Source organism: Streptomyces sp. NBC_01717, from assembly GCF_036248255.1.
Classification (GTDB): Bacteria; Actinomycetota; Actinomycetes; order Streptomycetales; family Streptomycetaceae; genus Streptomyces.
Window position 1 is genome coordinate 359,483 of the sequence record NZ_CP109179.1, and the last position, 24,656, is coordinate 384,138.

Sequence of the window (24,656 nt, forward strand, 5' to 3'; positions counted from 1 at the left end):
AAGAAGTTCGACAAGCCATCGTCTTCAACACCCAGCGCGTTCACTTCATACTGCGGTCTCGAACGCCTACTTCGCCACGATCAGCCCTGGGGGGCGGCCACGCGGTCCCATGAGCTCGATAGGGCGGACGGAAGGCACCGCCGCTGCCCGGTGTAGCTCTACCGCTGCCCGTTGCATCTCTGCCACCGTGCTCTCGTCCAGCCATTCGCCATGGCCGCTGCCAGAATCCGCACGACGGTGCTCATAGGGCTCCTGCGGGAACATCTCGCGCATCAACACGACAGGCCGCTGCCCTTCGAACACTTGCAGCACTTTGAAACGAGTACCAGGAAGAAAGACCAACCTCTCCGGGGTATATGGGTCGACTGCTCCCGTACGACGCCCCGTTAGTGACCAGACCAAAAACCCGGGTCCACCCTCGCTGACTGCGGCTGCCGACGCCGTCGCGCTCCAGAAGCCCTGATCGACGACGACTCGGTTCTCGCGATACCAGTCTGTCAAGCTGGCGCCCATGCTGGTGCGCACGATCGCGGGACCGCGATAGGCAGGCAGCCTGCGAAGGCCCGAGGCGACGCAACGAGCAAGGGGCAAATGTGCACCCGGGGTCCCTTTGAGTAGAGCCGCGTCAAGCCATGCCCATTCCTCGGCCAGATGCAGGTGGACTGCTGCCAGGTCGGCGAGAACGGCGAGCCGGTCGTCAGGACGACGCCCCTGAGGGCTCCGGACTTCTGGCAGGGCCCGTGCCATATCCGACACGGTCTGGCGGAATCGCCTGCCGTACAGGCTCCACAGTTGGAGCCGATCTCGGGCAATGCCGCGTCCGCCCGTCGGTACGATCCGGGCAAGGGCTCTGGGAACTGGTTGCACCCGGACCTCGGTGTCGCCCCGGAGATCCTGCAGAATGGATGCCGAGCCCGCGTCGGGGTCTGTGTCGGGGAACTGCTTGGCAACACTCATCGCGTCGGTTCTCCCTGCAACGTGGAGGGTGGCGGCGCCCGGCAGGAGCGCCGTCAGTGAAACGCTGTCGACGACAGTACGAACGGTTTACGACCCAAGACGGGCTCCAGGGAAATATCTGCACGACAGGACACTTGTGACTTCCCGTTCGCGCCGACCGGGGCCTGTCGTGACGATGCATAGTGCGGAGTGTGGTAATCGCCCCAAGGACGAGGGGAGGTTAGCCGTTTGCTATCGCCGGAGCGGACGGCGCCGCGAAATCTGCTGGTGTGCGCTCGGACGGGGAAGTGGCCAGTTAACGGATCCGTCTCACTTGCGGTGTTTGCGGAGGGCGAAGTTATCCCGAGAGGATGCGATGGCGGAGAAGGGGTGAATCTTGCCCGGCCATACACTTGGCGCTTGATCAGTTTGGTTTTGTTGATGACTCCCTCGGTGCCACCGTTGTGAAACGGGCAGGTGAGTGCGGTAGTCACAGCGTCGCGGTCTCGCTCGAGGCCACAGGCGAAGGGCACGCAAATGGAGCAGGTTTGGCCTGCACCGAGGTGATCCACGTGTTCCACAGGGCGTCGTTCTCCTCCGCAGGCTTCAGCAGTGTGGCGAAGGTGTGAATCGTCGCGGCGAGCGCGGCCATCGGCGGGCAGGCCGCGGTAACGGTCTCCGTCCGTTCGCGCTGGTGGTGATTGAGGCGATCAGGTCGGGTGAGGAAGTAGCGGGCCAGCCGACGCGGTGAGAGCGCCGGACGGCCAGCCTCGACACGCCCCTGGTTGATGTACTTGTGGAGCAGGTTGAGGCTGCCGTAAATGGCCGAACTCTTTGATCTCCCGGAACAGATGCCTGACCGGGACGGCCGGGTCTTCCTCGCGACGTCGGCGCAGGTGGTCGCGGTAGGGATCAAGCAGTGTGCCGGTACTTGGGGGCGCGGATGAGTCGCTCGGGCTCGTCGATGTGTGGGTAGCGTTTGACCGTGTTCAGTGCGAGGTCACGATGCGACGGCGAGCAGCGAGCTCGTGCTGTTCCAGTAGCCCGACGACCGACGGAATCCGCAACCTCCCCTGGAGCAACGACACGACACACCACCACTCCCACAGGACTGCAGCTCCCGCGCCCAACCAGTGAAAACGTCGTCCTCAAGCCCGGAAGACAACAGGTTGTAAAGCCACTGAGAGAACAAGATCAGGAAACCCCGTCGTGCGGCGGTGTCCCCCACGGCTGGCCAGTGCGTGCCAAGTCCACCGACGCGCCCGCGTGACAAATTGCTCACCGGATGCGAGTTGTGGCATCAGCTAAGGCACGCTGTGCAGCAATCCGGTCAACGCGGACTGTCTCACCGTTCACAACTACGGGCTCACCCGCGACCCACACATCCTTCACAGCCCGGGAGCCGGCCGCCCACATGAGATTCGCTAAGAGTTGCTCGTCTGCGACGTCAAGGCCCGCCGCGAAGTAGGGCCCGTCCACGTCGATGTGCGTCATGTCTGCCCAGTTTCCAGGCCTCAGAGCTCCAATGTCAGTTCTTCCGAGTGCCGCTGCCCCTCCCGCCGTGGCCATCAAGAACGCATCCTTCGCGGTAAGCGCCAATGGGTCAGACATGGACAACCGCGAGAACATCATCGCGAGTCGGGCCTCCTCCCATAGGTCTAGGTCATCGCTACTCACAGGCCCATCGGTACCGAGACCGACAGGAATCGAGGCTGAACGGAGCGCATGAAGCGGGGCCATTCCAGCAGCGAGTTTGGCGTTCGACCCCGGGCAGTGAGCTACACCAGTGCCTGACTCAGCCAGCAGACGTATGTCATTGTCGGAGAGGTGTACGGCATGGGCTGCGAGTAGCCGCCCCTTCAGGAGGCCTGTCTTCTGCAGCAACTGGATGGTCGATCCGTGCTCCCACCGCTGCGCGAGATCTTCATCAACGGTTTCAGCAAGGTGGATGTGGACGAGAGCTCCGCGGCCCGCGGACTCTTCCGCCGTCACGTGCAACGCCTGGGTTGGCAAGGTGTAGGCGGAGTGAGGCCCATAACACAATTCGATTCGATCCCCTGGCCCGAACCGCAAGCCATCTGCGTCTATCCACTTTCCAATAGCTTTAATCTCGCTGTACCAGTCGATTCCTGGCCTGTTGATGTAGGCAGGCGCGACGAGTACACGGCTCCCCGCTTCAAGCGCTGCTTCCACCAGTTCTTCGGCATGAGCGTACATCTCAGCGCTGGTAGTCACGCCGTACCGCAACATTTCAATGCACCCAAGCAGCATTCCTGCGCGGGCATCGCGTGCCCGCATCCGCGCCTCAGTTGGCCAGATTACGTTCTGGCGCCGCGCCATCGACGGCAGGTCGCCGCCTATACCCCTCAGAATGGTCATTGGAGAGTGAGCGTGGGTATTGACCAGTCCAGGTGTAAGGATGCCGGGCAAGACGCTACAGGCGACATTTTCAGTGATCGAAGGAGCGGCTGATGCTGCACCACAGTATGTGATGCGCCCATCTGGGCCTACGTCGACCACTGCGTCCCGAAGTACGGAGCAGTCCGGATCGGCCGGCAGAACCACCGGGACAAAGAAGCGTTGCGCTATCGGCATCACAGGAGCAAGCCCATCAAGTCGGTATCTTGGAAAGGGGATTCCTTACCAGTGCCCCGGCAACGAAGTTGGCTCTGACGCTGATACTGGCATCCCCAGTGTGCGTTCCGCGCGGCCCAGTGGATGAACCCTCGGCCAGGTCAAAGGATCTCGATCGGACCATGCCGAACCTTAATGACATCTGCCAAGGTTGGGCGAGTTCAGCCTGACATGAGCACATAAAAATCGGCGCATTCGATGCGCAATAAGAATACTGAAGTACCCGACGGGGGAGAATGTGAGGGGAGTTCCGATTCACTCCTAGTCTTGTTGGACCTGCCGCCGATTATTCTGGGCAAATCCGACGGAGACACAGTGCGTCAGAGGATACCAACCCTCATTGCATACGCAACAGCGTGAGTTCTGTTTCTGAGCTTCCATCGCTTCACAACATCATGAATTATTCCTTTAATCGTCCGCTCCGAGTAACTCATTCTTGCAGCGATCTCACCCGTATCCATTCCCTCCGATAGCATGCGAAGCACTTCTATCTCGCGTGCCGACATTCCGCTATCTTGCAGCACCTCCGCTAGGATTGTCTTCCGCTTCCGCTGGCGCAACTCGGCAACCAGTTGAAACACCAGCATCTCCGGCATTTGACTATGCCCGGCGCTCGCCTCGACAACCGCATCAACGAGTTGATCAAGATTCGTTTGACTTCGAGGCAAAAAACTAGTCATTCCATACTCGATCGCCAAATTGAGCTGGCTCTCGCTGATTGCGTCGGCCACGATCACAACAGGGATAGGGTAATGGAAAGTTCGAGCGGCGTCGTGTTTCAGCACCTTCAGCCATTCGTCGTCCATATTGTTCAGAACCAACACGGAGACGTCCGCCTCAAGTAGGCTCCCTCGCGGCAGCACGCTTACGCGGGGAGACGATGTCAGGTAGGCGTTGATTCCATGCTCAAGGATCGCGTCACTAGCTCTAAGAGCGACCGAGATGGGGGCGCTCTCCCGGCCCCCCTCCACGTCCTGTTGCCGGGCGAATGTCGTGTTATCGCGCATGGAGTTCTCGCTTCTCCGAGGTGCCGTCAACATCCCCACGCAACCCATGCCGTAAAGTTCGACCTCTTTCTTATGATTCTCATCACACAGACAAGATGAACTCGCCGCCGTGGTGGTGGGCAGACGGCCCGGGTGCCCGGCTCACGAGCCGGATCCCACCCGCACAGGTCACAGTCTGAGTGCATCCGGCCCAGCGCCTGTACTGGCAAGTCACTTGAGCGGAAATGCCAGGCGGGCACGCCATAACCGACATCCAGTGTCCGGCCGCTTCGAGGTCTTGGTATCTCTCGCGCGGCAGACAGGTCGGCCCCCTGCCCTGGCGCCCGGTCAGGGACTTGGTTGATCGGTAGCCGCAGAGCGTTTGGTGGGGGCTGATCTGCCGGGCCTGGGTGAGAGCAGAGCTTCGTCGTGCTGCCTCATCTCGACCACGGCCGACGTCTTGTGGAGCCTAACGTTCGTCGGACCGAAGCTGAGCCAGCGGATTTCGGATGCGTCGCCGGTCTGCTCTGCGCAGCGCTTCGCCTCATGCTCACGATCGGGATTGAGTGTCCAGTGTCGTGGCAACAATCTCGCCCTGAGGAGGAGCTCTCCTGAAGCGCGAACGCCCGTCGTTCTCGCAACGGAGCGCTTCGGGGCGCCCCAAACCGTGCAGGTCAGCTAGCGAATGACGCCTCCAGAGCTGCAGCGATCCCCCGGTCGTAGCCCTCTCGAACTGGCATCAGATCCTTGCGCGTCTCCGCCTTCTCGAGTCCGAAGTACGCCTCGATGTGTGACATTGGCGTGCCATCCTCCAGCGCCGCGGCGATCGCGGCATGGCGCAGGTCGTGTACGCCGACCTTTAGGCCAGCCCGCCGCATTGCGTTCCCGAACAGACGGGGCAGAGCTCCCTCACGCTCCAGGCCAAGGAGCAAGGGCTCGTCCGCATCCGCGGTCTGCCCGGCCCGGTAGCCATCCAGTAGGACGGCGGCTGACGGGGCGATCCGGATGGTCCGCTCGCAGCATCCGTCACGAATGGTCAGCCGGGGGTCCTCGCCCGGCTGCCAGTCCCGCACCTGCAGTGCCTGTACCTCGCCGCGACGGAGGCCGGCCACCAGCATTAGCCGGGTCCCGGCCTGAAGCAGAACGTCGTCGGCGGTCGCGGCGAGGGCTTCGCGTGCCACCTCGATCGACAGGGTGTGGTGGGACGGGATCCTCGAAGTCGTCATGCGGCGACGATAGCGATGGGCGCTGACAGGTGGAGCCGAAATGCACGTCCGCCCCACCCGGGCGCTGTTCGGGGCGGGGCGGTCTCGTAGCTGCGCCCAGCCATAGGCACGAGTGATGAGTCCGGGTATCGGGCCGGTATGACAACCGGTCCGGGTCAGGGGCCGCAGTCCCACCAATGTTCGGCTGCAGCTTCACACTGACTGCGCGACTCAGCGGCCTGCTGCGCGCTGGCCGTCTGATCGAGGGCTGTCTGCGCCTCTCCGCGCCCCCCGAGCCGAGAAGCAGTCCGGGTTCTGAAGGACCATGTTCAACTGGGAGCGTGCGATGTTGGCGGCCTGCGCAGATCCCGCCCCCGCCTGAATGAATTCTTGGTGGATGTCGCGGACGGCTTTCCCGGTCTCATCGCAGCTTGCCGTATCAGCGCCCTTCACGGTCGTCCTGCGACCGATGAAGTAGCCTCACCCGGCTCCAGCCGCAAGGCACAGGACGGCGCCCATGGCGATCCCTGCCTTCGCTCGGCTGCTGAGCTTCCGCAGTTAAGGTCTGGCAGGTTCGGGTGATGCCGTGGTGTCGGTCATGGATCCCCCCTCGGGACGATGGAGCAGCAGGATAGAGGCTGCACTCGGTGCGACCTGCGATCCGACCTACCCCGCCTCCGCACCCTGCGGGCTTGGTACGCCATATGGTTGGCCCGCCTCGACGAGGCCATCGCGGCAGCCGAGCAGCAGGAAAGGGAGCGGGAGCAGGGCGAGCAGGCACGGGCGCCGGCGCCGCACTGGCTGTTGAGCTCGGCATCGGCGTCGGCTCCCCACCCATCGAGGTGAACGTCGGCGGGTACTACGCGGCCGGGAAGCGTTGCCGGGCCATCAGCCGGGCGCAAGACCTGACAGCCCTGGCCGACGGGATCCGGTCAACGGTGTGCCCTGGCGGCCATCGCTGCACGCCGGGCCATGCTTGTCCGCGCAGGCGCACGCGCGAACTGGCCGCGCTCTGCCGCACGTACGTCGTCGGGCTCGCACCTACTCCAATACCCACCTCGGCATCAGCTTCGCGGCTATGACCCCAGGTGGCCGCGATGCTGCCGCATCTGGACCAGGCCTGCGACACCCACTACCCCCGGCACACCGAGGACGTCGTCGCCACCCGCCCCGCGGTCCGTGACGGGTGCCTAGCGGTCTCCGACGCCCTGGGCCTCGGCGTCGAACTGGACAGCGACGCGCTCGCGGTGCTGCACCGCCGCTGGCTCGACGACAACGGCACCCATCACGACCGCAACGACGCGACGGCGATGCGAAGGCTGTGCGCGCGGGAGGGGTGACGGCAGCGTCAGGGGAGAGTGAGTGGTTGGGTTTTGTCTCCGGGTGCGGGGGCGGGCCGGTCGGGGTGGATCGCGACGAGTCGGGCGTTGCCCTGCGCGAAGGTGCTCTCCCGGCCGAAGAACTGGTAGCCGGACTCGATGAGCTGGAGGATCTCGTGCCCCAGCACCGCCGAGGGGCCTCCCTCGTCGGGCGACCTGTTGCTGTCCCAGAGGGCGCCGTTGCCCAGGTTCTCGATCTCCTGCCAGAAGTTTCCCGCGTTCAGCTGCCCGCCGATCAGCATGCCTTCGATCCGCGGACCGAGACTGGTGACGATTTTGAACACGGCGCGCTCCGCGATGCCGCCGTCCACAAAGGCGTAGTTGGCGGCAACGGACCAGTTGGAGATGTTCAGCCGCCGGCCTATCCGCGCGTCCTCGGACAGCCGGTCCCCGACCTGCCGCTTGCCCTGCTGGTACGCGGCCCACTGACTGATGTCGCCCTTGCGGCCGAGGACGAGCTTGCGCTTCGCACCGAGCGCCGCCGCCCGGAAGTTCGCCATCGTCTTCGACGCGGTGGCGGTCAGGTCGGCACGGATGCTCGTCTCCAGGGCTGCCACCAGCTCGCCCCTGCCCCGCCCCTGGGGCGGACCCACCAGCCTCTTCAGGTACTCAATGCTGTTATTAGGTTCCGAGTTGAGAATGCCCCATTTCGGGCTTTTGTGATTCGCCTGCCAGGTGTCGTACTCGGCGAGGTACCTGTCGATTCCGCCCTCCGCCTTGGCGACCAGCCTGGGCACCTCACCGTCGATCTTGCCCGGGTAGTGCATGCGAGGATCGACGCCAGCGGTGAGGACCTGTTCGACCGCGTCAGACATGTCGCTGACCCCCTCGAACCGCTCCTGACCGCTGCTGCCCGAGCCCGGGGAAGAGGCAATGGCTGCGGAGCTGCCGCTGTTCCAGCCGTCGGACGGGAAGACGGCCGTCGTGCCGGGGGAGGTTCCGCGCGCGCCAAGCGGGGTGTTGCCGTTCCAGTCCCGGGGGATGTCCTTGACGTCGACGAGCTGAACCAAAATCACTTTCTTGCCGTGCACCTGGATGTTCTTGCCGTACACCGTGGTGACCGTGTCGCCCACTGAGACGTTTTCGTGCCGGCCTACGACGCGGAACGTGGAGCCGCGCGGCAGCAGCCGCTCACGTTCGACGTTCCCGTACTTGGCAATTTCAGCGACTGCGGCGCCGCGGCTGGAGACCACCTCGAACACCACGCTCCGCGAGACAAAGTGACGCTCGCCGTCATGCTGTACGTAGTCTTTGGCGAACCCGCTGGCGGTCTGCGGGCAGTGCGAGCTGGACATGTAGGGGGCGTGTCGGTAGGTGCTGCCCACGGGGAATGCCTTGCGCACCCAGTCCTCGACGTTCTCGGCCTTGAGAACCTCTGGCGGGATGTTGTGACCGTGGTAGGTGATGTGCGGAGTGTTCGGGGTCGCGGCCTTGGCGATCGCCAAGTCCAGGTGGCCAAGGACTGTCTCCATCGGCGCGCCCAGCTTGCTCCCCGGGATGTCGAGGAAGTCCTCCTTCTTCAGGTGCATGTTGATCGGCTTGAAGGCATAGTCGGTATAGCCCCTGACGTACTTGCGCTCGGCCGCGCTGAGGCTCGTGGCCCACTTCTGCGACTCCGGCACGAGCCTGTTCGCCCTGTCGGCCTCCAGTTTCGTGCGGGGTTCGGCGCCGCCCAGGCCGTATCGCTGCCATGGCCTTCCCGCCTTGCCGGTTGCGGCGGCCTGGAGGATCTGCCCAACCTGGTCGGCCGCCAACCGGCCATAGACGACCGAATCGTTCTCCACGCGGTACGGCCACGGGGAGTCAGCCAGCGCCTGGTGCCGGACGCTGTCGAGGGAGGAGAAGACGAGCTCGGCACGAGGGTGCCCGCCCTCGTCCTCGGTACCCGGGTAGACCGTCACCCGGCCTGCGAAAGCCCGGTCCGAACGGTGCTTCCTCCACCACAGTGAAGACCTCTTATCGCCCCAGGCCACGCTCTGCCCGCCGCCCTTGGGGTCGGCGGACCTCTTCCGGGCACCAACACCGGCGACGTCAAGGACCTCTTCGACCCTGCGCAGGAAGTCATCGGCAGCAGACATGCTGGTGTTGTTCCAGCCTAGAGGGAACGGCGTTGTTGTGGCGGGGGCAGTCCCACGCGCCGTCTTGCCGAGGCCCGCGGCGCCGCTCGCGGTGGCGGACTTGCCCCAGGGGTGGAAGGTGCGCCAGGCGGTGGCCTTGCCGTCGGCGTCGTAATTCAGGTGAACACGTGGGGCTTCGCCTTCTGACTGGCTGAAGGTCACCTGGCCGACGGGTGCGTTGACCGTCAAGCCGGTGATGTCCGCGATGATCTGGGCGTCGGGCTGTGCGTGGCTGGCGGTGGCGGACTGCGCTCCTGCCGTGCAGGACAGCAAAGTGATCTCGTTGAATTCCGACCAGTCATTCTTGGCAGTGTGCAGTACCTGGCCGAGTTCCTCGGCGGACCAGACCCTGGTGCTGCCGTCCGGGCCGACGACCTCGAACCCTTTGTCGTCATGGTGGAGCGCCAGGAAAAAGGACTTTCCGAACCCTTCCGGAAGATCCCACTCCTCACCGACCCGCTTCCGGCCATCCACCCGCCACTGCAAATAAGTCTTCTGCTCGGCAAGCTTGCGGTAGACGTCCTTACGCTTCTCGAGGTCCTTGGCGTCGAAGGACATCAAACCGATGCGCTTGCCCTTGGAGTCGGCGATCGCCTGTACTTGCGCGTTGACGGCAGCCCACCGCTCCCGCTCGTCGCTGGACGGCGTCGATGGCTGCTCCGACGACGAGGCCGCAGACTGCGGCGCGTGGTCGCGTCCCGCACCGCTCTGTCCTGGGTCGGCCAGCGTGCTGCTGCGTGTGGAGCTTGCGTCCGGCGTTGGCAGGGCCGGAGTCGAGACCGCCAGCCCGTAATCCATGACGTCCGATTGCCCTGGTATCGAGTTCCAGCCTTCCTTGGGGAATTGCGCTTCCGTCAGAGGTGTCTGGTCAGGTGTGTCCTGGGTCCCCGCCTCGGTCGGGGGCCGCGGCGTCGGGGAAGGGAGCGGGGTCGCCTCGGAGACGGTCACTTCCACGTAAGCCGAACCCGCTCGGCCTCGGACGGCGCGCTTGTCGACCACGGTGAATTTCATGTCCGGCGGGAAGAGGACCAGGTTCGTGTCCGGCCGGTCGGAGAAGGGCCTGACATCACGTCCCGTGGAGTTGCGCACACGGAAGACGACCAGATGCTGCGGCCCGTCGCTGTTCGGTTTGGGCAGGAGCTGGAGCGCCTTCTCTAGGTCCGTCGTGGCTCTCTGGACCAGCGCGAGACGTACCTCACCCCCAAGCTGGGCGGGGCTCTCGACGGCGGTCCCTGGCATCCATACCGGCAGGAAGACTTCCTTGCCCACAGGCGGCAGTGCTGTCAACGCCTCCTTCACCATGTACGCGTGGACGGGCAGGAAGCTCAGGGTGGTTTCGGCGATCTGGTCCAGACGCCGCGTGACGGCACGGACGGAATGCCCGGGCCAGTCAGCCGTGTTTCGGGTGACGACCTGGTCCAGCTCCTCCACCGTCTTGGTGAATTGCGGGCTCTGGACGAGAAGCCGCGGCAGCATCTCGGCGGCGCCGCTGTACGGGCCCAGGGCACGCGCTTCCACCCGCGCAGCCGCGATGTTCTTCCACCGGTTGAGCCAGTTGGTGAGCAGTTGGCCGGTGGCGTCGTCGAAACGAGACGTGAACTTCTTGAAAGCGTCTTCGGGTTGTTCGGTCGTGGCGTGCAGTTGCAGGGCGGCTATGTGCGCCTGCTGCAGGTGGACGGAGCCCTGCTGCCGGTGATCGGCCTTCCACCGCTCGACCGCGGCAGCCACGCTGAGGGTCTGACTCGTCACCGCGCCCCGCCACTGGTTGCCGGGCGACGCGAACACCTGCTGCAGGTCGTCAGGCGCGGGCGCTTGCGCCTCCCGCCTGGTCGCCTGGCTCATCAGCCTGTAGAAGCCCAGGTGGGGCAGAGTCAGTCCCGCCCGGAGCTCTTCAGGGGCGGGCTCGGGCAGCACGGCGGCGACCGTCTCGTCGGCCCACTGGTACATGCCCAGCGCGTCGCCTGAGAGGATCTCGGCACGCTTCTTCGTGGGGTGCACCGCCTGTATGGCTTGGAGCACCTCGATCATCGAGGCCGTGCCGGTTTCCAGCGAGTGGCTCATCACCGCCAGATGGAAGGGGCCCGGGTTGTCGGCCCCGCTCACCTGGTCGTACGCGGCCAGCAGCCACTTCTCGCTGTCGGCCGGACCGGCCGACAGCATAAATCCCCGCAGGGTCAAGCTCTGCCGTTGGTCGGCGGGGTAGGGCAGGTCGGCCGGCGGGCGTGCGGTCAAGCTGGCCGGCCTCAACTCGGGCTCGCTCTCCCACAGGTCGGCGAAGGTGTTCGGCTGTTCCTCGGTATTGGCGTAGGCGGCACGCCGGAACGCGTCCATCAAGTCGGCCAGGGCCGCCTCACCGCTCTCGCCGAGCAGGTGGTCGAAGGCCTGCACCGCCTCAGCGGCGTTACGCGGCTCAGCGTCCAGGAACACCCGGGATGCCGCCTCCGCACCGTAATGGCCCGCCAACAGCGCATACAGCTCGGACACCGCCCGCCGGGCCCCTTCGATCACCGCCGGGCTGGCAGCAAGCGCCCGACCGACCATGCCTTCATACAGCAGACTCTGCCAGGTCCAGGCAGGATCGTCGTACACCGCGTCGAAGGGCGACAGCCTCTCTCCCGAGCCGAACCCCGAAGGGTCAGCAATTATCCACTTGGCTTCCTCAAGCATCTCCTTGGTGCGTGCGGTGACCTGGGCCTGCTTGTCCGCCCGCTCCTTGAGCAGCCGCTCGGCAAGCTCCCGGCGGCTGCCCTCAGCGTCAGACAGGAATACGACGAGCCTGTCGAACACCTCCTTCTCAGCACTCTCGTAGAGAGGAAGATTTGTCACTAGAATGTGCCGGAACGCCTTGGCGCTTTCCCGCATTACGTCGTCTTTGTCCGCCATCGAGGACGCCTGGATTTCCGCGACCTCCATCTCGAAGCGGGTCTCAAGGAATTCCAAGATGACCGCCAGTTCGTCCGCCTTCTTGGCGTCCTTACTTGCTGCCTTAGCCAGTGGGTCGATGGTGCCGTCGGGCAGATAGCGGCCGTCGCCGTCCGGGTTGTGCACCACGATGGGCCGGGGCCATCCGGTCGGCTGCTGTGTGAGCCCGAGGTCGATCGGCAACCCGGAGGCGAACTTCGCCTCCGGCCGGTACAAACGCGAGACCAGCTTGCCGAGCCCTTCCTCGTCGAGGCGGAACGCATGCCGGGGGAAGTCCCCGCCGATCCGCGCCACCTCGCGCAGCACGGACAAGGCGATGCCCTCACGCACGTCCGCACCGTGGAAGACCTCCTCCTCGAAGGAGACCAGAACCCGCCGCCGGCCGGCCAGCCCATCCGGGTAGGTGTTCACCCACTGAATGCGCTCCCCGTGGAAGTCGATGCCATCCAGGACCCTGGCGGAGCGCAGAGGCCTCTCACGGCCCGGCATCCGCAGCTCGCGCATGCTGGCCCGGCCCAGCGGGTCCCCCTGGTCGTGCAGGGACACCCAGCCGCCGAGCCGCTCCAGCTCCTCGATGCCGAAGACCAGCGTGGTGGGACCGTACCGGGTCTGCATCGGGGCGTCCCCGGACTCCACCCGGAAGAACGCGAAGTCCCCGTTGCCAAACGGCTCCGCGTCTGTCTTACTCCAGCCCGAGGCGAGGAAGGCATCGCCCTGCCGTTCCAGAGCCGACAGGGAAACCAGCACACCGCTGTTGGCGATGGCATGGAAAGCAGGGGTGGCGTGCTTGAGCCTCAGCGGAAGATTCCGCAGCCGCTCATACAGGTCCTGCCACTGCTTGTCGCCCAGCAGGTCAGCCACATCCGACCGCAGTGCCGCGACGTTGCCGCGCGACAACTCCCGCACGAACTCCGCCCTATCCGCACGCGACATCTTCTCAAGATCCAGCACGACGGAGCCCCACTGCTTCCCTTCCGGGACGCTGGCATACGCCTTGCGCCCGCGGTAGGCCCGCACAAGTTCGGCCAGCGCCCCCAACGTGCTCGGAGCCACAGGCCGCAAACCATCCCGGACCAGCTCGCGGGCATTACCGGCCGCCACCGCGCGCTGCACCGCGTCCGCGAGATTCCGGGCCGCCGCCACCGTCGGCACAAAACTGTCCCTCAAGTGGTACTGGCCGCCGAAACGGGCAGCGTCCACCATGAAACCGTTCAACGCCTGCGCCACCACATCGGCGAAACGCCGCACCTCGCCCGCATGCTCGAGTACGCGGCGGACAGCGGCCCCTGAATCGCCAACTTTTCGATGGAGCAACCGATTCCACCGGTTGCGGAACCGGTCAATCTCGGTGAGAGCGTTGTAGAAGTCCCCGCCGCTCAGCAGCTGTTCCAGGCCGTCCAGTGACGCCTTCAGCTCCTGGAAGCGAGCTTGGACCTCCTCACCGGTCCACAGAACCTGGCTACCGTCCCCACCGCCGGCGGCGCGGGCCGCACGGTCCAGACGGGAAGCAAAGTCCCGAACCCTGCGAGCCCACCTGGACCCATCCAGCCCCGCGAACCGGTCCACCAACTCGTGCAGCTCCCGCTGCGACAGAATGCCGGTGTCAATCAGCACCTTCGTCGTATCCCGCGTGTCGGGATCCAGCGCCCGCCATTCCCGCCAGGGCAAGACGCCCCGCGCGCGAGCATCACTCAACGAGCCCAGCGACGTGACCTCCTCGCCGTCGAACACGAAATAGGGCGGGTTGAGTTCCTCGCCCTGGTTTGTTGGCGAGTTCCAACCGTTGGACGGGAATTGCATCGCGGTGTCGGGGGCGGTCCCGCCAACCGCGTTCCGGAGGCCCCCGGACCCGTCACCAGTCCCGGACGAGCCCTGAGGATGGAAGGTGCGCCAGGCGGTGGCGTTGCCGTCGGCGTCGTATTTCAGGTTGACACGCGCATCCTGGCCCCACTCGGTGAACGCCACCTCGCCGACAGGCGCGTTGACCGTCCACCCGGAAACGTCCGCAACGATCTGCGCATCGGCCTGGGTGCGGTCCGGGGTCGTGGACTCCGCGCCCGCGGTGCAGGACAGCAAAGTGATCTGCTTGAAGCCGGACAGCTCCTTCTTACGCGCGCGCAGTTCCCGGCCGACCTCCTCCGCACTCCACACCCGGCTGCGCCCGTCCGGCCCCACGACATGGAACCCCTGCTCGTTATGGTGAAGCGCCAGGAAGAACGACTCCCCGAACCCTCGCGGAAGGTCCCGCCACTCACCGACCTTCCCCTTGACCGCGTCCTTCCGCCACTGCACATAACTCCTCTGCCCGCCAAGCTTGCCGTACACGTCCTTACGCGCCGCGCCTTCCCTGGCGTCGAAGGACATCACCCCGATACGCCGACCGCTGGAATCAGTAATCTCCCCCGCCACCACCTCAGGAGCCTGCCACCGCGACCCAGCCCGCCCACCCATGGACGGCATACGGTCACCAGCGGAAGCGAAGACGCCGGAGAAAGACCGACCCGCCGACGCAGCCGCGGCCCGGAACTGCCCAGAACGCCCACCGGGTACGCCGTCGCGCCCCGCACTACGTTCGCGGACCTCATCACCGGTCCACTGGATACGGCCACCGGTCCAGTCACCGGCCGCACGCGCCGCATGGTCCACCTCGGACGCGAACCGGGCAACCCGCTCAGCCCAGTCCGCGCCGGTGCGGGCGAAGTGATCGACCACTGCGGCCAAGTCCAGCTGAGAGTACGCCTCTCCATCCACCCGGAACGGCGTCTTAGACTGCAGCTCTACCGTCAGGTTGCGCCATTCCCGCCAGTCCATGGCCTCGACGGGCATGCCGTCGGCTGAGGAATACTCCTGGATCACGCCCTGGTGACTGTAGAGGTAAAGCGTCGGCATAACGGGATCCGAGCTCGTCAGCTCGTCATCCATCACGTCCGATTGCCCTGGCGTCGAGTTCCAGCCTTCCTTGGGGAATTGTGCTTCCGCCAGAGGCGTCTGGTCGGGTGTGTCCTGGGTCGCAGCATCGGTCGGGGGCCGCGGCGTGGGAGAGGGGAGCGCGGTCGCCTCGTCGACGGTCACGTCCAGGTAAGCCGAACCCGCTGGGCCCTCGACGACGCGCATTTCGACCACGGTGAATTTCGTGCCCGGCGGGAAGAGGACCAGCTTCGTGTCCGGCCGGTCGGAGAAGGGGGTGACATCGCGGCCTGTGGAGTTGCGCACACGCAAGACGGTCAGATGCTTCGGCCCGTTGATGTGCGGTTTGGGCAGGAGTTCGAGCGCCTCCCCTGGGTCCGTCGTGGCTTTGTGGACCGCATCGAAACTTACGTCGCTCCCAGGCCAGAGAGTGCTCTCGTCGACCGTCCTTTCCATCCATCGAGGCAGGAAGATGTCCTTGCCTATGCCCGGCAGTGCTGCCAACGCCTCTTTCACCGTGTACGCGTGGACGGGCAAGAAGCGCAGGGTGGTTTCGGCGATCTGGTCCAGACTCCGTGTGACGGCACGGATACGATGTCCGGGCCAGTCGGCTGTGTTTCGGGTGACGACCTGGTCCAGCTCCTCCGCCGTCTTTCTGAATTGCGGGCTCTGGACGAGAAGCCGTGGCAGCAGCTTGGCGTCGCCGCTGTATGGGCCCAGGGTGCGCGCTTTCACCCGCGCAGCCGCAAGGTTCTTCCACACGTCGAGCCAGGTGGCGAGCAGTTTGCGGGTGGCGACGTTGAAACGAGAGGTGAACTTCTTGAAAGCGTCTTCGGGCAGTTCGGTCATGGCGTACAGCTGCAGGGCAGCTATGTGCGCCGGCTGCAGGTGCACGGAGCCCTGCTGCCCGTGATCGGCCTTCCACCGCTCGACGGCGATACCCATGCTTCTGGCCTGACTCGTCAGCGCGCCCGGCCACTGGATCTCAGGCGACGCGAACACCTGCTGGAGGTCATCGGGCCCCACCGACCAGGCCTCCCGTCTGACAGCCTGACTCATCAGCCTGTAGAAACCCAAGTGAGGCAAAGTCAACGCCTCACGGAGCCATTCAGGTACGAACTCGGGCAGCTCGGCGTCGACCACACCCTCGAACTTCTGGTACATGCCCAGCGCGTCGCCTGAGAGGATCTCGGCACGCTTATTCGTGGGGTGCACCGCCTGTATGGCTTGGAGCACCTCGATCAGCGAGGCCGTGCCGGTTTCCAGCGAGTGGCCCGTCACCGCCAGATGGAAGAGGTTCGGGTTGCCGGTCACGCTCGACTGGTCGTACGCGGCCAGCAGCCACTTCTCGCTGTCGGCCGGACCGGACGACAGCGGGAATCCCCGCAGGGTCAGGCTCCGCCGCTCGTCGGCGGAGTAGGGCAAGTCGGCCGGCGGGCGTGCAGCCAGGCCCGCCGGCCTCAGCTCGGGCTTGCTCTCCCACAGGTCGGCGAGGGTGTTCGGCCGTTCCTCGGTATTGGCGTAGGCGGCACGCCGGAACGCGTCCATCAAGTCGGCCAGGGCCGCCTCACCGCTCTCGCCGAGCAGGTGGTCGAAGGCCTGCGCCACCTCAGCGGCGTTGCGCCGCTCGGCGTCCAGGAACACCCGGGATGCCGCCTCCGCGCCGTAATGGCTCGCCAACAGCACATGCAGCGCGGAGACCGCCCCCCGGGCCTCTTCGATCACTGCGGGGCTGGCAGCGAGCGCCCGGCCGACCACGCCTTCATACAGCAGACTCTGCCAGTTCCAGGCAGGATCGTCGTACGCCGCGTCGAAGGGCGACAGCCTCTCTCCCGAGCCGAACCCCGAAGGGTCAGCGATTATCCGCTGGAATTCCTCAAGCATCTCCTTGGTGCGTGCGGTGACCTGGGCCTGCTTGTCCGCCCGCTCCTTGAGCAGTCGCTCGGCAAGCTCCCGGCGACCGCCCGCAGCGTCAGACCGGAATACGACGAGCCTGTCGAACACCTTGCGGTCGGCGCTCCGGTAATCATCGAGAATTTCCTCTAGAAAGGTCCGGAACTTCTTGGCTTTCTCCCGCAGTACGTCGTCCTTGTTCGCCCTCGACGACGCGTGGAGTTCCGCGGCTTCCGTCTGGAATTCGGCCCAGTAATTCTCCGATTCGAGCGCCAGTTGGTCCGCTTTGGGGGTGGCCTTGGTCGCCGCCATGGCCAGTGGGTCGATGGTGCCGTCGGGCAGATAGCGGCCGTCGCCGTCCGGGTTGTGCACGACGATGGGCCGGGGCCATCCGGTCGGCTGCTTGGTGAGCCCGAGGTCGATCGGCAGCCCTGAGGCGAACTTCGCCTCGGGCCGGTACAGGCGTGTGACCAGCTTGCCGAGCCCTTCCTCATCGAGGCGGAACGCGTGCTGGGGGAAGTCCCCGCCGATCCGCGCCACCTCGCGCAGCACGGACAAGGCGATACCCTCACGCACGTCCGCACCGTGGAAGACCTCCTCCTCGAAGGAGACCAGAACCCGCCGCCGGCCGGCCGGCGCATCCGGGTAGGTGTTCACCCACTGAATGCGCTGCCCGTGGAAGTCGATGCCATCCAGGACCCTGGAGGAGCGCAGAGGCCTCTCGCGGCCCGGCATCCGCAGCTCGCGCATGCTGGCCCGGCCCAGCGGGTCTCCCTGGTCGTGCAGGGACACCCAGCCGCCGAGCCGTTCCAGCTCCTCGATGCCGAAGACCAGCGTGGTGGGACCGTACCGGGTCTGCATCGGGGCGTCCCCGGACTCCACCCGGAAGAACGCGAAGTCCCCGTTGCCCAATAGCTGTGCGTCTGCCTCGCTCCAGCCCGAGGCGAGGAAGGCCTCTCCCCGCCGTTCCAGAGCCGACAGGGAAACCAGCACACCGCTGTTGGCAATGGCATGGAAAGCAGGGGTGGCGTGCTTGAGCCTCAGCGGAAGATTCCGCAGCCGCTCATACAGGTCCTGCCACTGCTTGTCGCCCAGTAGGACACCCACGTCCGACCGCAGCGCCGTGACGTTGCCGCGCGACAACTCCCGCACGAACTTCGCCCTATCCGCACGCGTCATCTTCTCGAGATCCGGCACGACGAGATGCCACAGGACCCCATCCGGGAGGCTGGCATATGCCTTGCGCCCGCGGTAGGCCCGCACAAGTTCGGCGAGCACCTCCAACGTGCGCGGAGCCACAGGCCGCAAACCATCCCGGACCAGCTCGCGGGCATTACCGGCGGCCGCGGCGCGCTGCACCGCGTCCGCCAGGTTCCGGGCCGCCGCCACCGTCGGCACAAAACTGTCCCTCAAGTGGTACTGACCGCCGAAACGGGCAGCGTCCACCATGAAACCGTTCAACGCCTGCGCCACCGCATCAGCGGAACGCCGCACCTCGCCCGCACGCTCGCGCGCCACCGCCTCGTCGAAGTCCCCGCCGCTCAGCAGTCGTTCCAGGACCTCTAGCGACGCCTTCAGCTCCTGGAAGCGAGCTTGGACCTCCTCACCACTCCACCGAACCTGACTGCCGTCCCCACCGCCGGCGGCACGAGCCACACGGTCCAGACGGGAAGCGAAGTCCCCAACCTCGCGAGCCCACCTGGACTCGTCCAGCCCCGCGAGCCGGTCCACCAACGCGTGCAGCTCCCGCTGCGACAGAATGCCGGTGTCAATCAGCACCTTCGTCCTACGCCGCGTGAAGGGATCCAGGGCCCGCCACTCCCGCCAAGGCAGCACGCCCTGCGCGCGAGCATCACTCAACGAGCCCAGCGACGTGACCTCCTGGCCATCGACCAGAAGGTGGAGCGGGTTGAGTTCCTCGGCCTGGTTTGTTGGCGAGTTCCAGCCGTTGGGCGGGTATTTCGTCGTGGTGTCGGGGGCGGTCCTGCCCGCCGCGTTCCGGAGGCCCCCGGACCCGTCACCAGTCCCGGATGAGCCCTGAGGGTGGAAGGTGCGCCAGGCGGTGGCGTTGCCGTCGGCGTCGTATTTCAGGTTGACGCGCGCATCCTGGCCCCACTCGGTGAACGCCACCTCGCCGACGGGTGCGTTGACCGTCCACCCGGAAACGTCCGCGACGATCTGCGCATCGGCCTGGGTGCGGTCCGTGGTCGTGGACTCCGCGCCCGCGGTGCAGGACAGCAAAGTGATCTGCTTGAAGCCGGACAGCTCCTTCTTACGCGCGCGCAGTTCCCGGCCGACCTCCTCCGCACTCCAGACCCGGCTGCGCCCGTCCGGCCCCACGACATGGAACCCCTGCTCGTTATGGTGAAGCGCCAGGAAGAACGACTCCCCGAACCCTCGCGGAAGGTCCCGCCACTCACCGACCTTCCCCTTGACCGCGTCCTTCCGCCACTGCACATAACGCCTCTGCCCGCCAAGCTTGCCGTACACGTCCTTACGCGCCGCGCCTTCCTTGGCGTCGAAGGACATCACCCCGATACGCCGGCCGCTGGAATCAGTGATCTCCCGCGCCACCACCTCAGGAGCCTGCCACCGCGACCCAGCCCGCCCACCCATGGACGGCATACGGTCACCAGCGGAAGCGAAGACGCCGGAGAAAGACCGACCCGCCGACGCAGCCGCGGCCCGGGACTGCCCAGAACGCCCACCGGGTACGCCGTCGCGCCCCGCACCGCGTTCGCGGACCTCATCACCGGTCCACTGGATACGGCGACCGGTCCAGTCACCGGCCGCACGCGCCGCATGGTCCACCTCGGACGCGAACCGGGCAACCCGCTCAGCCCAGTCCGCGCCGGTGCGGGCGAAGTGATCGACCACTGCGGCCAAGTCCAGCTGAGAGTAAGCCTCTCCATCCACCCGGAACGGCGTCTTAGACTGCAGCTCTACCGTCAGGTTGCGCCATTCCCGCCAGTCCATGGCCTCGACGGGCATGCCGTCGGCTGAGGAATACTCCTGGATCACGCCCTGGTGACTGTAGAGGTAAAGCGTCGGCATAACGGGATCCGAGCTCGTCAGCTCGTCATCCATCACGTCCGATTGCCCTGGCGTCGAGTTCCAGCCTTCCTTGGGGAATTGTGCTTCCGCCAGAGGCGTCTGGTCGGGTGTGTCCTGGGTCGCAGCATCGGTCGGGGGCCGCGGCGTGGGGGAAGGGAGCCGGGTCGCCTCGGAGGCGATCACCAGGCAAGCCGGACCAGCTGGGCCCTGGACGAAGCGCTTGTCGACCACGGTGAATTTCATGCCCGGCGGGAACAGGACCAGCTTCGTGTCCGGCCGGTCGGAGAAGGGCGCGACATCGCGGCCCGTGGAGGCGAGCACACGGAAAACGGCCCGAAACTGCGGCCGGTCGATGTTCAGTTTGAGCAGGGGCTGGAGCGCCTTCTCTAGGTCCGTCGTGGCTCTCTGGACCACCTCAAAATGTATCTCGCGCCCAGGCCAGAGAATGTCGTCGACGGTCCCTTCCATCCATGTCGGCAGGAAGACTTCCTTGCCCACAGGCGGCAGTGCTGTCAACGCCTCTTTCACCATGTACGCGTGGACGGGCAGGAAGCGCAGGGTGGTTTCGGCGATCTGATCGAGACGCCGCGTGATGGCACGGAGGAGATGTCCGGGCCAGTCGGCCGTGTTTTGGGTGACGACCTGGTCCAGCTCCTCCGCCGTCTTTCTGAATTGCGGGCTCTGGACGAGAAGCCGCGGCAGCAGCTCGGCGTCGCCACTGTACGAGCCCCGTGCACGCGCTTTCACCCGCGCAGCCGCAAGGTCCTTCCACACGTCGAGCCAGGTGGCGAGCAGTTTGCGGGTGGCGACGTTGAAACGAGAGGTGAACTTCTTGAAAGCGTCTTCGGGCTGTTCGGTCATGGCGTACAGCTGCAGGGCAGCTATGTGCGCCGGCTGCAAGTGGACGGAGCCCTGCTGCCCGTGATCGGCCTTCCACCGCTCGACGGCGATACCCACGCTTCTGGCCTGACTCGTCAGCGCGCCCGGCCACTGGATATCAGGCGACGCGAACACCTGCTGGAGGTCATCGGGCCCCACCGACCAGGCCTCCCGGCTGACAGCCTGACTCATCAGCCTGTAGAAGCCCAAGTGAGGCAGAGTCAACGCCTCACGGAGCCATTCAGGTACGAACTCGGGCAGCCCGGCGGCGACCGTCTCGTCGGCCCACTGGTACATGCCAAGCGCGTCGCCTGAGAGGATCTCGGCACGCTTATTCGTGGAATACACCGCCTGCATGGCTTGGAGCACCTCGACCATCGAGGCCGTACCGGTTTCCAGCGAGTGGCTCATCACCGCCCGAGCGAAGGGGCCCAAGATGCTGGCCCCGCTGACCTGGTGGTACGCGGCCAGCAGCCACTGCTCGCGGGCGGCCGGACCGGCCGACAGCGGGAATCCCCGCAGGGTCAAGCTCTGCCGTTGGTCGGCGGAGTAGGGCAAGTCGGCCGGCGGGCGTGCAGCCAGGCCCGCCGGCCTCAGCTCGGGCTTGCTCTCCCACAGGTCGGCGAGGGTGTTCGGCTGTTCCTCGGTATTGGCGTAGGCGGCACGCCGGAACGCGTCCATCAGGTCGGCCAGGGTCGCCTCGCCGCTCTCGTCGAGCAGTTGGTCGAAGGCCTGCGCCACCTCAGCGGCGTTGCGCGGCTCGGCGTCCAGGAACACCCGGGATGCCGCCTCCGCACCGTAATGGCTCGCCAACAGCGCATGCAGCGCGGAGACCGCCCGCCGGGCCCCTTCGATCACCGCCGGGCTGGCAGCAAGCGCCCGGCCGACCACGCCTTCATACAGCAGACTCTGCCAGTTCCAGGCAGGATCGTCGTACACCGCGTCGAAGGGCGACAGCCTCTCTCCCGAGCCGAACCCCGAACGGTCAGCAATTACCCGCTCAACTCCCTCAAGCATCTCCTTGGCGCGCGCGGTGACCTGGGCCCGCTTGTCCGCCCGCTCCTTGAGTAGCCGCTCGGCAACCTCCCGGCGACCACCCTCAGCGTCAGACCGGAATACGACGAGCCTGTCGAACACCTTGCGGTCGGCGCTCCGGTAATCATCAAGAATTTCCTCTAGCCTGGTCCGGAACCTCTCGGCTTTATACTGCAATACATATACATAGGTATTGTCCTCTCTTGACAATGCGTGGAGTTCCGCGGCTTCCATCTGGAAGCCGGTCCAAAGCGGCTCCAGTCCGAGCGCCAGTTCGTCCGCTTTACGGGTGGCCGTGCTCACCGCCATGGCCAGTGGGTCGATGGTGCCGTCGGGCAGATAGCGGCCGTCGCCGTCCGGGTTGTGCACCACGATGGGCCGCGGCCATCCGGTCGGCTGCTTGGTGAGCCCGAGGTCGATCGGCAACCCGGAGGCGAACTTCGCCTCCGGCCGGTACAAACGCGAGACCAGCTTGCCAAGACCCTCCTCGTCGAGACCGAACGCATGCCGGGGAAAGTCCCCGCCGATCCGCGCCACCTCGCGCAGCACGGACAAGGCGATGCCCTCACGCACGTCCGCACCGTGGAAGACCTCCTCCTCGAACGAGACCAGAACCCGCCGCCGGCCGGCCGGCGCATCCGGGTAGGTGTTCACCCACTGAATGCGCTCCCCCTGGAAGTCGATGCCATCCAGGACCCTGGAGGAGCGAAGAGACAGGTCACGGTCCGGCATTCGCAGCTCGCGCATGCTGGCCCGGCCCAGCGGGTCTCCCTGGTCGTGCAGGGACACCCAGCCGCCGAGCCGTTCCAGCTCCTCGATGCCGAAGACCAGCGTGGTGGGACCGTACCGGGTCTGCATCGGGGCGTCCCCGGACTCCACCCGGAAGAACGCGAAGTCCCCGTTGCCCAATAGCGCTGTGTCATCTTCGCTCCAGCCCGAGGCGAGGAAGGTATCGCCCTGCCGTTCCAGAGCCGACAGGGAGACCAGCACACCGCTGTTGGCGATGGCGTGAAAGGCGGGCGTGGCGTGCTTGAGCCTCAGCGGAAGATTCCGCAGCCGCTCATACAGGTCCCGCCACTGCCTGTCGCCCAGCAGGTCAGCCACATCCGACCGCAGCGCCGCGACGTTGCCGCGCGACAACTCCCGCACGAACTCCGCCCTATCCGCACGCGACATCTTCGCGAGATCCGGCACGACGTGGCCCCACTGCTCCCCTTCCGGGAGGCTGGCATATGCCTTGCGCCCGCGGTAGGCCCGCACAAGTTCGGCGAACGCCCCCAACGTGCGCGGAGCCACAGGCCGCAAACCATCCCGGACCAGCTCGCGGGCATTACCGGCCGCCGCCGCGCGCTGCACCGCGTCCGCCAGATTCCGGGCCGCCGCCACCGTCGGCACATAACTGTTCCTCAGGTAGTACTGGCCGCCGAAACGGGCAGCGTCCACCATGAAACCGTTCAACGCCTGCGCCACCGCATCAGCGGAACGCCGCACCTCGCCCGCACGCTCGCGCGCCACCGCCTCGTCGAACTCCACGCCGCTCCACAGCCCCTCCAGGCCGCCCAACGACGCCTTCAGCTCCTGGAAGCGAGCTTGGACCTCCTCACCACTCCACCGAACCTGACTGCCGTCCCCACCGCCGGCGGCACGAGCCACACGATCCAGACGGGAAGCGAAGTCCCCAACCTCGCGAGCCCACCTGGCCCCATCCAGCCCCGCCAGCTGATCCACCAACTCGTGCAGCTCCCGCTGCGACAGAACCCCGGTGTCAATCAGCACCTTCGACGTATCCCGCGTGTCGGGATCCAGCGCCCGCCATTCCCGCCAGGGCAGGACGCCCTGCGCGGGAGCATCGCTCAGCGAGCCCAGCGACGTGACCTCCTGGCCATCGACCAGAAGGTGGAGCGGGTTGAGTTCCTCGGCCTGGTTTGTTGGCGAGTTCCAGCCGTGGAGCGGGAATTGCGTCGTGGTGTCGGGGGCGGTCCTGCCCGCCGCGTTCCGGAGGCCCCCGGACCCGTCCCCAGTCCCGGACGAGCCCTGAGGATGGAAGGTGCGCCAGGCGGTGGCGTTGCCGTCGGCGTCGTATTTCAGGTTGACGCGTGGGGCTTCGCCTTCGGGCTGGCTGAAGTTCACCTCGCCGACGGGTGCGTTGACCGTCCACCCAGAAACGTCCGCAACGATCTGCGCATCGGCCTGCGCCCGGTCCGGGGTCGGGGACTCCGCGCCCGCGGTGCAGGACAGCAAAGTGATCTGCTTGAAGCCGGACAGCTCCTTCTTACGCGCGCGCAGTTCCCGGCCGACCTCCTCCGCACTCCACACCCGGCTGCGCCCGTCCGGCCCCACGACATGGAACCCCTGCTCGTTATGGTGAAGCGCCAGGAAGAACGACTCCCCGAACCCTCGCGGAAGGTCCCGCCACTCACCGACCTTCCCCTTGACCGCGTCCTTCCGCCACTGCACATAACGCCTCTGCCCACCAAGCTTGCCGTACACGTCCCTACGCGCCGCGCCTTCCCTGGCGTCGAAGGACATCACCCCGATACGCCGCCCGCTGGAATCAGCGATCTCCCCCGCCACCACCTCAGGAGCCTGCCACCGCGACCCAGCCCGCCCACCACCGGACGGCATACGGTCACCAGCGGAAGCGAAGACGCCGGAGAAAGACCGACCCGCCGACGCAGCCGCGGCCCGGGACTGCCCAAAACGTCCACC

At 66.0% G+C, this 24,656-nt stretch carries 5 protein-coding genes and 2 pseudogenes; 1 reads left to right on the top strand and 6 read right to left on the bottom strand.

The window, feature by feature from the left end; translation table 11 throughout:
* Positions 1-66: 66 nt before the first annotated feature.
* The 5 genes and pseudogenes from OHB49_RS43545 to OHB49_RS43565 form a co-directional block, all read right to left on the bottom strand.
* Complete coding sequence (locus OHB49_RS43545; protein ID WP_329167484.1) at positions 67-957, bottom strand: hypothetical protein; 891 nt, start codon at positions 955-957, stop codon at positions 67-69.
* Between the two features lie 337 nt (positions 958-1,294).
* Positions 1,295-1,935, bottom strand: a pseudogene (locus OHB49_RS43550) (transposase); the annotation flags it as partial.
* A gap of 279 nt (positions 1,936-2,214) precedes the next feature.
* Complete coding sequence (locus OHB49_RS43555) at positions 2,215-3,525, bottom strand: amidohydrolase family protein (RefSeq protein WP_329167462.1); 1,311 nt, start codon at positions 3,523-3,525, stop codon at positions 2,215-2,217.
* A gap of 365 nt (positions 3,526-3,890) precedes the next feature.
* A complete protein-coding gene (locus OHB49_RS43560) occupies positions 3,891-4,577 on the bottom strand; it encodes a helix-turn-helix transcriptional regulator (protein ID WP_329167128.1) in 687 nt (228 codons plus the stop codon).
* A gap of 653 nt (positions 4,578-5,230) precedes the next feature.
* On the bottom strand, positions 5,231-5,782 hold the full coding sequence (locus OHB49_RS43565; RefSeq protein ID WP_329167129.1) for a site-specific integrase: 552 nt from the start codon (positions 5,780-5,782) through the stop codon (positions 5,231-5,233).
* Between the two features lie 968 nt (positions 5,783-6,750).
* Between OHB49_RS43565 and OHB49_RS43570 the strand changes: the two are divergent.
* Positions 6,751-7,101, top strand: a pseudogene (locus OHB49_RS43570) (enolase C-terminal domain-like protein); the annotation flags it as partial.
* Between the two features lie 8 nt (positions 7,102-7,109).
* Here the strand turns inward: OHB49_RS43570 and OHB49_RS43575 are convergent.
* Positions 7,110-24,521, bottom strand: a complete 17,412-nt coding sequence (locus OHB49_RS43575) for an ADP-ribosyltransferase (RefSeq protein ID WP_329167130.1) — start codon at positions 24,519-24,521, stop codon at positions 7,110-7,112.
* Positions 24,522-24,656: the final 135 nt, after the last annotated feature.